Annotated in this window: 9 protein-coding genes; 7 read left to right on the plus strand and 2 right to left on the minus strand. The window is 54.6% G+C overall.

Translation table 11 applies throughout. The annotated features are described in order from the left end of the window. Positions 1–15 precede the first annotated feature (15 nt). The 7 genes from purF to ML541_RS13230 all read left to right on the plus strand — a co-directional run bounded on the left by purF (position 16) and on the right by ML541_RS13230 (position 8,964). Positions 16–1,440: an amidophosphoribosyltransferase gene (gene purF / locus ML541_RS13200; protein WP_243373538.1), complete on the plus strand. Its 1,425-nt coding sequence runs from the start codon at positions 16–18 to the stop codon at positions 1,438–1,440. After that, positions 1,433–1,981, plus strand: a complete 549-nt coding sequence (pyrE, locus tag ML541_RS13205) for an orotate phosphoribosyltransferase (RefSeq protein ID WP_243373540.1) — start codon at positions 1,433–1,435, stop codon at positions 1,979–1,981. The genes purF and pyrE overlap by 8 nt, the downstream gene beginning before the upstream one ends. 67 nt (positions 1,982–2,048) lie before the next feature. Continuing rightward, positions 2,049–2,738 (plus strand): YkgJ family cysteine cluster protein, encoded by a 690-nt coding sequence (locus ML541_RS13210; protein ID WP_243373542.1) that lies wholly within the window; start codon positions 2,049–2,051, stop codon positions 2,736–2,738. Between the two features lie 52 nt (positions 2,739–2,790). Further along, entirely contained in the window at positions 2,791–3,732 is a 942-nt protein-coding gene (locus ML541_RS13215; protein ID WP_243373544.1) for a MoxR family ATPase, read from the plus strand. Between the two features lie 38 nt (positions 3,733–3,770). Then, the gene (locus ML541_RS13220) at positions 3,771–4,595 is read left to right on the plus strand and encodes a DUF58 domain-containing protein (protein ID WP_243373546.1); all 825 of its coding nucleotides are present in this window, start codon (positions 3,771–3,773) and stop codon (positions 4,593–4,595) included. Beyond that, positions 4,582–6,495 (plus strand): DUF3488 and transglutaminase-like domain-containing protein, encoded by a 1,914-nt coding sequence (locus ML541_RS13225; protein WP_243373548.1) that lies wholly within the window; start codon positions 4,582–4,584, stop codon positions 6,493–6,495. The genes ML541_RS13220 and ML541_RS13225 overlap by 14 nt, the downstream gene beginning before the upstream one ends. A 102-nt stretch (positions 6,496–6,597) precedes the next feature. After that, entirely contained in the window at positions 6,598–8,964 is a 2,367-nt protein-coding gene (locus ML541_RS13230; protein WP_243373550.1) for a tetratricopeptide repeat protein, read from the plus strand. On the opposite strand, the gene ML541_RS13235 is transcribed toward ML541_RS13230, so the two are convergent. Continuing rightward, on the minus strand, positions 8,950–9,666 hold the full coding sequence (locus tag ML541_RS13235) for an energy transducer TonB (protein ID WP_243373551.1): 717 nt from the start codon (positions 9,664–9,666) through the stop codon (positions 8,950–8,952). The genes ML541_RS13230 and ML541_RS13235 overlap by 15 nt on opposite strands. A gap of 120 nt (positions 9,667–9,786) precedes the next feature. Then, entirely contained in the window at positions 9,787–12,039 is a 2,253-nt protein-coding gene (locus tag ML541_RS13240; protein ID WP_243373552.1) for an NADP-dependent malic enzyme, read from the minus strand. Positions 12,040–12,052: the final 13 nt, after the last annotated feature.

The following is a 12,052-nucleotide window of genomic DNA, read 5'->3' on the forward strand; positions in this document are numbered from 1 at the left end:
GAGTGTGTTTACGTTATGAAGTTACAACGTCCAGAAGAAGAATGCGGTATTTTCGGTATATTTAACCATCCCGAGGCCTCGAACCTGGCTTATCTGGGGCTCTATGCCCTCCAGCACCGGGGGCAGGAGAGCTGCGGCATCGTTTCCTCCGATGGCTCGGCGCTCCATGCCCATAAAAGTATGGGGTTGGTGGCCGATGTTTTCGGCAACCAGGAAATATTCAAATCCTTGCCGGGAAGATCTGCCATCGGCCATGTGCGCTACTCCACCACCGGCTCTTCGGTTATAAAAAACGTCCAGCCGATCATGGTCGACTATTCCCGGGGGTCCATCGCCGTCGCCCATAACGGCAACATTGTCAATGCCCAAATCGTCAAGGATGAGCTGGAGGCCTACGGCTCCATCTTCCAGACCACAATGGACACCGAAATTATTGTCCACCTGTTGGCCACCTCCAAGGCCAATTCCCTGCTGGACAGGATTACCGACTCATTAAACCGTATCAAAGGGGCCTACTGTCTGCTTTTCCTTACGGAAACAAGAATGGTTGCAGTGCGGGACCCCAATGGTTTCAGGCCCCTGTGCCTCGGCAAGCTGGGCAGTTCCTATGTGGTGGCCTCGGAAAGCTGCGCCCTCGATCTGATCGATGCCGAATTCATCAGAGAGATCGAGCCGGGCGAGGCGATCATCATCACCAATGAGGGGCTCACCTCCTATTTCCCCTTTCAAAAGGCACAACCCACCCCCTGTATCTTCGAATTCGTCTACTTCGCCCGTCCTGACTCCTACATCTTCGGCAAGAACGTCTACCAGGTACGGAAGGAAATGGGGCGACAACTGGCACGGGAGCATCATGTGGAGGCGGATATCGTCATTCCCATTCCCGATTCTGGGGTGCCGTCGGCCCTGGGCTATGCAGAAGAATCTGGCATTCGGTTCGAGCTGGGGCTGATCCGCAACCATTATGTGGGTCGCACCTTCATCGAGCCCCAGCAGGCCATCCGCCATTTCGGCGTCAAGATCAAGCTGAACCCGGTCAGGGAGGTGCTTAAGGATAAACGGGTGGTGGTCATTGACGATTCTATTGTCCGCGGCACCACCTCGCGGAAAATCGTCAAGATGATCCGCAATGCCGGTGCCAAAGAGGTTCATGTCCGCATTTCATCTCCCCCCACCAGCTATCCCTGTTATTACGGTATCGATACCCCCAACCGCAAGGAGTTGATCTCCTCGTCCCACACCATTGATGAGATCCGCAAGTATATAACTGCCGACACCCTCGGCTATCTGTCCGAAGACGGTCTGATCAACTCGGTGGGAACCGGTAATACCGGCTATTGTCGTGCCTGTTTCACCGGGAGTTATCCCGTTAAATTCCCAAAGCTGGGTGTCGCGCCCCAGCTGGACCTATTTGAAAAGGAGCTTCCAGAATATGAGTGATAAGGCGAGATTGAAACAGATCATCCTTGAGCTGTCCTATGAAAAAAGAAAGGTCGTACTAGCCTCGGGCCGGGAAAGCGATTTCTATTTCGACGGCAAGCAGACCACCCTCCATCCCGAAGGGGGCTATCTCACCGGCAAACTCTTTTTCGAAGCCATAAGGGATGTGGAAGGGGTCGAGGGGGTAGGGGGCCTGACCCTTGGTGCCGATCCCATTGCCACGGCAACATCGGTGGTCAGTTTCCTGGAAAAGAAGCCCATTCCGGCTTTCATCATCCGCAAAGAGCCGAAGGGCCATGGTACTGGCGCCTGGCTGGAAGGTCGGAAGAACTTCAAACCGGGGGTACGGGTCGTTATCGTTGAGGATGTGGTCACAAGTGGCGGTTCTTCTCTCAAGGCCATTAAAAGGGCAGAGGAAGAAGGTCTGAAAGTCCTGGGGGTGGTGACCCTCGTGGACAGGGAAGAGGGTGGCCGGGAAAACATCGAAAAAGAGGGCTACTGGCTGAAATCGATCTTTACCAAGTCCGAAGTACTGGCGTGACAGCACCAGGCCGGCAATTTACAAAGGGTGGCGAAGATTTCGCTGCCCTTTTTCTTTAAACAGCACTATGGAAATAGCAAACATACTTCAGCTTTACGGCCAGCTTCTTACCAGCGTGGACCAATGGTTCGCCAGATGCATGGCTGCGGCTCCCGATGACATACGATGCGGCAGAGGTTGCTCTGAGTGCTGCCGGGGGCTCTTCGACATTACTCTTCTCGATGCCTGTTACCTGAAGAGTGGGTTTGACCGCTTGAGCGAAGAGGTTAAGGATATGGTGCTGGAAAAGGCGATAAAGCGCCTGAATGGCGTCAAGGCGATCTGGCCCGAGTTCAATTTACCTTTTATATTGAACCACCGGCCCGACGCGGAATGGGATGCGGTCATGCCCGATGAGGACGACACTCCCTGCGTCCTTCTGGATGACCACGGTCAATGCCTGGTGTACGAGCATCGCCCCATGACCTGCCGCCTCCATGGTATTCCCCTGATCGACTCCGGCGGGGAGGTTATTGACGAAGACGGCTGCAGCCTGAATTTTACAGGCATGACGGCTATACTACCGGCTGAGCTTCGCTTTCCGTTTATCGAGCTTTTTCAAGACGAAACGACGCTTTTTAAGCTATTTACCAAGCAATTGCTCAAACAGAGCTTTAGTGAGCTTGATACCCTGATCCCTGCGGCCGTGCTGCTTTCTTTCGACCATGCCCACTGGCGACAGTGGAGGGGAAGGCTCCTCAGCAACATTGAAAATTGATCACGGCACTGTATTCTAAAACAGGCGTAAGTTTCCGAAAAAAGGTTGACTCATGCAATCTGCAACCAGGGAAAAAATCGTCAATGTCATGGACACCCTTTTACAGCGCTACCTGCAGGGGAAGGCACAGGCTGTCAGGCTCTGCTTCGTGGCCCTTTTGAGCGGCGGGCATGTCCTCCTCGAAGACATCCCCGGCCTTGGCAAGACGACCCTGGCCCTCGTTCTTGCCAATTCCATGGGGCTTTCCTTTGGCAGGATCCAGTGTACCAGCGATCTGCTCCCCTCGGACATCACCGGGCTTTCCATCTTCGACCGTGAACTTAACTCCTTCAAGTTCATCAGGGGACCGGTTTTTAGCAACATTCTTCTGGTGGACGAAATCAACAGGGCGATGCCGAAAACCCAGAGTGCGCTGCTGGAGGCCATGGAGGAGCTGAGGGTGACGGTGGAAGGAACCACATATCCGCTTCCCGAGCCATTTCTGGTCATCGCTACCCAGAATCCGGTGGAACAGGTTGGGACCTATCCTCTGCCCGAATCCCAACTCGATCGTTTCATAATCAGGACCGGCATCGGCTATCCCCCTGAAGAGATCGAAAAATCTATTATTAGGTACGGGAGTCTGCGGGGGGAAATCCGAACCATTCCTGCCCTGCTCACCCAGGAAGATGTCCTTGCCGCACAGGGGGAGATCAGGGAACATATCCACCTGGCAGACAGCATCGTCGGCTATGTTTTCGCCATCATTTCCGCCACCCGGAGCCATCCCCTGGTCTTGTCCGGTATCTCCACCAGGGGAGGGATCAATCTGGCAGATGCCGCAAAGTCAGTTGCCTATCTGGAGGGGCGTGATTACGTCATCCCGGAAGATGTTAAGGAGATTGCCGTCGCCGTAGGTTCTCACCGGCTCATCACCACTGAAGAGAGCCAGAGCATGGACAAGGAGGAGTTGTTACGGTCGATCGTAAAAAAGATACCCGTACCGCTGCACTGAAGATAACCAAGGGTGGGGGATTTTACATCGCCCTGACCTTGCTTCTCGGCTTTTCCGCCGTCAATACCGGCAACAATCTGCTGTTTCTTGTCGTTGCAGCCATGCTCGGATTCATGGCGGTATCGGGCATTGTTGGCTGGACCAATATCAGAGGGTTAAAGCTGCAGGTGGTTTTTCCAGATGAGGTCTATACCGGGACCGACACCCTGGCGGTGGTCAGACTTACCAACGCCAAAAGATTCATGCCCTCATTCCTTCTCCAGATTTCCATCCGCGGGGCCTCCGTGGACTTCAATTACATTGGCGGCTCCTCCACCGAAACGGATTCGGTTGTCGTACGATTCCCCGACAGGGGACGGCATCCCTTGGGCGAAGCGCAGGTCTTTTCCCCCTTTCCGGTCAATTTTTTCGTCCGGTGCAATCGCCTGCGCCTTGATCAGGCATGCCTGGTATTTCCTGCCCCACGCCGTGTCTCCCAGGTCCGAGCTGCCGATCAGGGGCAGCGATACATGAATCTCCCTGCTCTGAACAAGGGGCTGGAAGGGGATTTGACCGGCATCAGGGATTATGCAGGGGGTGACCCCTTGAAAACGATACATTGGCGGCTCTCGGCAAAGCACCCGCAAATGAAGGTGAAGGAAATGAGCGCAGCGGGGGGGGAACCTGTTATTCTCGACCTTGACTTCTTGCCGGACGTCACCCTGAACGGGCGTCTTTCAGCTGCGGCGTACCTCGTCAACAGCTTGATCCGCAGCAACCGCCCTGTTGGCCTGCGGATCAGGGACAGGATCATCGAACCAGGGGTCACTAAAACACACAGGCTCCGCTTGCTGACGGAGTTGGCACTCTATGATCAGAATTAGGGTCGTTCTCCTTTTCCTTACCTACTGCATAGCCCTGCTCGGCTTCATACCCCTTTTCCCATACATCGAGATTGGGCCAAGGATTCTGTTTGCGGCTGCCTTTGCCGCCGGGATCGTTGCCGATTACAGAAGCCGCCATCCCGGAACGGCTGTTACCACCCTCTGCTCCATTCTTTTTTTCGTCTACTATGGGCTCCAGTTCGGCAGGGACAACATAATCGCTCCTGCGGCAAATGCCATTATCCTGCTTCTGGGAGTGCGGCTGGTCGGCGACAAGAGCGGCAGAAATTACCTGCAGATATACGTGCTTGCTCTCATGGCGCTCGCCGCTTCGTCTCTTTATAACCTGGATGCTGTGTTCCTCGTTTACTTGCTGGTACAGCTGGTGCTGATCTCCGTATCCATGGTGCTGCTGACGTTCCATGGCAAGGATCCCCGAATGAACGTCAGTCGCACCGGGATGAAGAAGATTCTGAGTGCCGCCCTGCTCATTCCCTTGGCTACCATCCCCCTCACCGTACTTTTCTTTATCATTCTCCCGAGAACCCAGTACCCGCTCTGGCAGTTCGTCCAGCACGCGTCTGCCAACGTCAGCGGCTTCAGTGAAAAAATCGAGCCGGGGAGTGCCTCGGCTACTGCTTCTGCCAAAGTTGTGGCATTTCGCGCTGAAAGCCAGAGGCTTGAGCAGGACAGGCTGTACTGGCGCGGAATCGTCCTGAACCAGATTATGGGCGATACCTGGGTGAGGAATGAACCTCCCTCCGGGGAACATGCCGTTGTCAGAGGGGGGGCGGTCATCAGGCAAACCATCTATCCCGAGCCGTCCCGCAGCAGATATCTCATAACTTTAAATATCCCTCGGCAGGTAACTGGAACCAGGACGGTCCAATCCGGGGACCAGGTATTCGTTAAAGCCTATCGCTCCCAGCGGCGCATCGGCTACACGGTTGAGTCCGTTCCCGGCAGCAGGATCGGTCTTGCCATGGATATCCGGAGGAATTTTTATCTCAAGTTGCCGACCGGGATTTCCCCGCGCATGGAAAAGCTGGCTGGCGATCTGAAAAGAGGGAGCCGAGATCAGGGACAACTGCTGGCCCGTCTGCGGGATTTCTATACGAAGGCTGGATTCACCTATCTCACCAGCGGCATGCCTACTGGCTCTTCTTCAATCGACACCTTCCTTTTCGAGAGACGGCGGGGCAATTGTGAACTCTTTGCCGTTTCTGCAGCAACGTTGCTGCGCATGTGCGACGTGCCCACCCGTCTTGTGGGAGGCTACCTGGGTGGAGACTACAATCCCCTCGGAGGTTATTATGCGGTGACCGAGGACATGGCCCACGTCTGGTTGGAGGTCTATCGGGAAGGGGAGGGGTGGGTGACGGTGGACCCGACCCGCTGGGCCGTGAACGGGGTGCGAAGCGGGGAAGGGGACAGCCAGGCATTTGGCCGCCAGGTAAGAATGTACCTGGACCTTTTCGGGTATTACTGGAACAGGGCGGTCATCACCTATGACCTTGAGAGCCAGATCTCCCTGGCCGACAGGGCCGGTCGCACCTTGAAAACATTGACGTTCGGGGATATGAAGCTCCCCTTTGCCCTGCTGACGATAGTGGCGGCTGTTATGGGCACGGTTACCTTCTTTCGCCGGAGACGGCGCAAAACCAGCGAAGAAAAAATCCTCGCCGAGTTTTTTCGTCTAGTTGACAAACGGTATGGCTTTGTCGGCGAACCTGGGACCTTCGGCTTGTTCGAACTTGCCAACTATACCGGTGACGTGCTGGTGAAGCAGTTTGTAGTAATCTATGGGGAAGCAGTCTACCACGACCGCCCCTTGACTGCCCTGCAGATTGAACAACTGAAGCATATTCTCTCTCAGATAAAGCAATGGTCCTGCCGATAAGTATCCGGGGTGCATGGTTATTTTCCTTCATAAGCCTTGACATGCCAAAGGGTTTGAACTAACTTGTTGAGGCTTTTATCCCTTTAATAACGAAGGTGTTTTTTGGCTTCAAATAGAGAAAAATTACTTGAGAGTGCTCAAAGATTCATTATCAAGGGGCAGATCGATCGAGCAATTAAGGATTATCAACAGGTTGTAGCCCTCGACCCGAAGGATACCCGTCACCGGCAACGACTTGCGGAACTGCTAGTGCGCTCCGGGCGCAACGATGAGGCAGTGGCGGAATATGAGTTCATAGGAAAATTCTATGACGACAACGGTTACTACCTCAAAGCAATTGCGGTCTACAAGCAGATCCAGAAACTCACCCCCGACAATATCAAGATAACGATCATCCTGGGAGCACTAAACGGCAAACAGGGATTGATGGGCAACGCCCTGGACGAATACCGGACCGCTGTCAACCACTATGAAAAAAACGCCCAGTTGGCCGATGCCGTCAAAATTGTCGAAAAAATGCTGGAGCTGGACCCGGAAAATCCCGCCACCTGCCAGAAGCACGCCGAGCTGCTCTTTGCCCGGAGAGAACTGGATGCCGCATTCGATGCTTACACCAACCTGGCACAACTGCTGAAAAAAAGCGGCAACCACCCCGCCGCCGCAAAGATCGAAGAACGGGTCGCCAATCTTTTCCCCGAAAGGGTGAAATTATCCATCGACGACCTTGCCGTCATGGTAAAAGCCGATGTGGATGGCGCCATTGGCAAACTCAGCGGCTTGATAAAACAGGACAGCACCAACCTTCCCCTTTGGAAACTCCTCATCGAAGCCTACCGGATCAAGAATGACACGGAAAAGCTCAGACTGACCTATGACCTGATAATCCGCCTTTTTCCAGCCGAGTTGTTTGCCCGTGAAGGGGTCATACGGACCGCCATGGCAGGTGAGCACTACGGGGAAACAGTAGCGCTGCTGGACAAGCATGCTGCCTGTTTTCTGGAGCAATCGGCTTTTGAAACCCTGGAGGCACTCTATCTTGCCGTGCAGGATCTGTCCGACGACGAGAGGATCGTCGCTGGATTACTGGAGCTGTACAGAAAGAGCGGGGACGCTGAAAAGCTCGCCCTGCTGGAGAGCAGTCTGAAACCCGCCGCGATCCCGGCCGATGAAGAAAGACTATTGGCAGAGGAGCCAGCTGCACCTGCCTTCGAACCCCTGGATCAGCCATCATTGAAGATCACCGCCGCCGATCCGGCAGAGCCCCTCGATCTTTCCGAGCCTGAGACGGGAGATGACTGGGAAGAGGATATCTATCTTTCCATTGACGATGAGGATGATCTTACCGCCGAGTTGACTGAGGACGATCTCTCGGTCGACGAGGACGCTTTGTCGATGGATGAAGAGGTTCTTTCCGACGAAGAGGAGTTGCTCTCTGCCGAAGACGGTCTAGATTTCCCTGATGGTGATATGGGCGTTGCTGACGACACCATCATGTCTCCATTCGCCATCGATGGTGACGGTGCCGCTGAGGGTGCCATTCTGGAGCTGGCTGAAGAGGGGATCGCCGAAGAAGACGCTGCCGCTTCTGATATGGTCCTCCTCGACCTGCCTGATACAGAGCCGGAAATGGAGCTATCACCAGATGGTGAAGCAGATGAGGATATTGCCGACGCCCTGCCGCTGGACCTTGTTGAGGATCTGGCCGACTATGAAGAGCCGGAAAATACTGGTTCCTGCCGGTTGCTGGAATTGGATGCGGATGACCTGATGGAGCAGGAACCTCTCGTCCTGGTGCCGGAAAAGGAAGATCTGCCTGAGCTTTCCTTGACGGAGGGAATCGAGGAGATGGAGGAAGCGCCCCACGGAGAGCAGCCTTACCTGGATGGGGATATTTCCACAGGAATCGATCAACTTTTCCATGAATTAGAGGAATCTCCCCCTGAGGAAAAGCAGGCTGTTGGTGCCAAAGCCGCCAAGTATTCGTGGGAGGGCATGCTGACGGAAACGGATGAACAGGCGAACCTGGGAGATGCGGAGACCCATTTCGACCTGGGCATCGCCTACAAGGAGATGGGGCTTTATGACGACGCCATTGCGGAATTCAGGCGTGCGTCGATCAGCCCCAGCAGAAAGCTGGATTGTACGTCCCTGCAGGCAGCATGCTACCGGGAGAAGAACGACTACGATCAGGCCGAAAAGATGCTGCTGGAGGCAATGGATCTTGCGGAAGTGGCCAATGAGGACATCCTCGGACTCAAGTTCGAGCTGGCGGTCCTTTACGAGGCGTCGGGGCGGATGAGTGAAGCTCTCGATGTCTTCAAGGAGGTTAGGGACGCCAATCCCCAGTTTCCGGGGGTGGCTTTGCGAATAGCTTCACTGGAGGGCGAATCAGATTCGCTGGACCTGACCGAGCTCGACTACGAAGAGATCGAAGAGCTGGTGGAAGTGTCTGACTCAGGAGGCCAGTAGATTCAAAGGTGCAACCAGTCGTATGGGGGCTAGAAAAAAATCGCCATGATATGTCTGTGGCAGGGGAGAAAGATGTCCCACACCTTCCAGAGCCTTGAGCACCGCCTTGTCGTATCCCGGGTTGCCCGAGCTGCGGATAAGCTCTTTTGCAACAATGGTCCCATCCCGGGCGATGAGTATGTTCAGCACCAACTCCCTGGTCCCGGTCCTGTCAATGCTTTTGTCAAGCCACCACCTCTCGTTGATGTTTTGCAACAACTCGAAATAGTAAGCCTGAATATCTTCCCTGAGGGTTTCTCCTTCCCCAAGGCTGCGGAAAAATCCCCGCGTGGCACCAAGCCCGACTGAAACTCGCTCTATGGCAGCTGATTGCTCATGGCCCTGCAGGTTCTTCTCTATTCTGTTCTGCAGGTCGTCAAGCTCAGGGGTTGGTGTGGGAGCCGTTTCTTGCGGTATTTGCCGGGGGAGAGGTGTACGGGATTCTTCGGAAAGAGGCGCAGGGGGCCGTGGTCTGGTTACCGGGGCAGACATGGTCAGATCAAGGAAAGCAACCTTTTTGCCGCCGATCTTGTTCCCTTTGCTGCCGGTCAGGGAAAGGAAAATCGCCACGTGCAGCAGAAGAGAAAGAACAACCATCAGCCTGAAGGCTTGCCATTTCTCCGTGTGGAAGGTTGGTTGCAGTATATCCAGTGCTTGCCCCATTGTTGGATCTTCTCCCGATTTGCTCAAACCAAGAAAATATATCAGATATGCGGTGAAATTGACAACCGCAAAGAAAAAGGCCGCCCGGGTGGAGCGGCCTTTTTTGTATCTGTGGACCTGTTAGGAGTTCTGGGCATCAACCACGGCGATGGCGGCCATATTGAGAATATCGGTGACATCGTCCCCCCGCTGCAGCACGTGCACGGGCTTGTTCATTCCCATGAGGATGGGGCCGATGGCTTCGGCACCCCCCAGCCGATGGAGGAGTTTATAGCAGATGTTGCCTGAATTCAGGTCTGGAAAAATGAGCACGTTGGCCGGCCCTTTCAGGGCGCTGAACTGGTAGTTTTCCAGGAGCTCCGGGACTACGGCGGTATCCGCCTGCATTTCGCCGTCGATTTCCAGGCCCGGCACCTTTTCCTTGACGATCTCCACCGCCTTTTTCACCTTGAGGGCATCGGGATGCTGGACGGAACCGAAGTTGGAGAAGGAGAGCATGGCCAGCTTAGGCTCTATATCCAGCATGCGCACCTTGTCTGCGGCCAGGATGGCCGTTTCGGCCAGCTCTTCCGCATTGGGCTCTATTTCCACCGTCGTATCGGACATGAAGAAGATCCCCTTCTTGAAGACCATCATATAGAGGCCGTGGACGCTGGTAAGCCCCGGCTGTTTGCCGATCACTTCCAGAGCGGGCCTGATGGTTTCGGGATAGTGGGTGTCGATGCCGGAAAGGAGGGTATCGGCATCCCCCATTCTTACCATCATGCAACCGAAGTGGGTGCGGGACTTTCTTCTCATGATGCGGCGGGCCTCAGAGAGGGTCAGGCCTTTGCGCTGGCGCAGCCGGTACAATTCCTGAGCATAGGCCTCTGTCTTTTCGTAATCTTCAGGATCGATGATGGTAAGCCCATTGGCATCGATATTCATCTCTTCCATCTTTGCCAGGATCTTGGCACGGTTCCCGATCAACAGGGGGGAAGCGATCCCTTCCTCCACCACCAGTTGTGCCGCCCTGAGGATCTTTTCGTTATCCCCTTCGGGAAAGGCAATGCGTTTCGGCTCGCACTTGGCCTTGTTGATGATCAGGCGCAGGGTTTCCTTGGCTTTCCCCTGCAGCGATTCCAGATGCTCAACGTACTTGTCCATATCCTCTATTGGTTGCCGGGCAACGCCAGAATCCATGGCTGCCTTTGCTACAGCGGGGGCTACCCGTAAAAGCGCCCGGGGATCGAAAGGCTTGGGTATAATGTACTCCCTGCCGAAGGAAAATTTGACATTGCCGTAGGCCCGGCAGACTGAATCGGGGCATTCTTCCCTGGCCAGCTCGGCAAGAGCGAAAACCGCTGCTTTTTTCATCTCTTCGTTGATAGTCGTGGCTCTGACATCGAGGGCACCACGGAAGATGAAGGGGAAGCCGAGAACGTTATTGACCTGATTCGGGTAATCGGAGCGACCGGTGGCGATGATGATATCTCCACGCACTGCATGGGCCTCTTCAGGGGAAATCTCCGGATCCGGATTGGCCATGGCGAAAATGATGGGATTGGCTGCCATCTTGCGCACCATTTCCGGGGTAAATGCACCCTTCGAAGAAAGGCCGAAAAGTACGTCGGCGCCATTGGCGGCTTCTTCAAGGGTGCGAAGAGACGTATCGACAGCAAAGCGCTCCTTATATTTATTCATCCCTTCGGTGCGCCCTTTATAGATGATCCCCTTGGTGTCGCACATGATGAGGTTTTCCCGCTTAACCCCAAGGGAAATGGCCAGGTTGGCGCAGGCGTTGGCAGAAGCGCCGGCACCGTTGACGACAATCCTGATTTCGTCGATTTTCTTGTTGACCAGGGTAAGGGCATTGATCAGCGCCGCCGATGAGATGATGGCGGTACCGTGTTGGTCGTCGTGGAAGACTGGAATGTTCATGGTCTTCTTCAGTTCTTCTTCGATATGGAAGCATTCCGGTGCCTTGATATCTTCCAGGTTGATGCCGCCGAAGGTCGGCTCCAGCAATTGGCAGACCTTGATCACTTCTTCCGGACTTTCCGAATTGACTTCCAGGTCGAAGACGTCGATATCGGCAAAACGTTTGAAGAGAACACCTTTTCCTTCCATGACCGGCTTGCCGGCCAGGGCGCCGATGTTGCCCAGGCCGAGAACGGCGGTGCCGTTGGAGATTACAGCCACCAGATTGCCCTTGGCAGTATATTTGAAGGCATCCTCGGGATTTTTTTCTATTTCCAGGCAGGGCTCGGCGACACCGGGCGAGTAGGCCAGAGAAAGATCACGGGATGTGAGACAGGGTTTTGAAGAAATGACTTCTATTTTCCCTTTGCGACCTATGGAATGATATTCAAGTGCGTCCATTTTTTTTGTCATGCGGTCCTCCGTT

Origin of the sequence: Geotalea sp. SG265 (assembly GCF_022808985.1) — a bacterium.
Classification (GTDB): Bacteria; Desulfobacterota; Desulfuromonadia; order Geobacterales; family Geobacteraceae; genus Geotalea.

Bases quoted from the DNA above. Each gene is read 5' to 3' on its own strand.
- purF (WP_243373538.1), top strand. From the start codon at position 16: ATGAAGTTACAACGTCCAGAAGAAGAATGCGGTATTTTCGGTATATTT.
- ML541_RS13225 (WP_243373548.1), top strand. From the start codon at position 4,582: ATGATCAGAATTAGGGTCGTTCTCCTTTTCCTTACCTACTGCATAGCC.
- ML541_RS13235 (WP_243373551.1), bottom strand. From the start codon at position 9,666: ATGGGGCAAGCACTGGATATACTGCAACCAACCTTCCACACGGAGAAA.
- pyrE (WP_243373540.1), top strand. From the start codon at position 1,433: ATGAGTGATAAGGCGAGATTGAAACAGATCATCCTTGAGCTGTCCTAT.
- ML541_RS13240 (WP_243373552.1), bottom strand. From the start codon at position 12,039: ATGACAAAAAAAATGGACGCACTTGAATATCATTCCATAGGTCGCAAA.
- ML541_RS13215 (WP_243373544.1), top strand. From the start codon at position 2,791: ATGCAATCTGCAACCAGGGAAAAAATCGTCAATGTCATGGACACCCTT.
- ML541_RS13210 (WP_243373542.1), top strand. From the start codon at position 2,049: ATGGAAATAGCAAACATACTTCAGCTTTACGGCCAGCTTCTTACCAGC.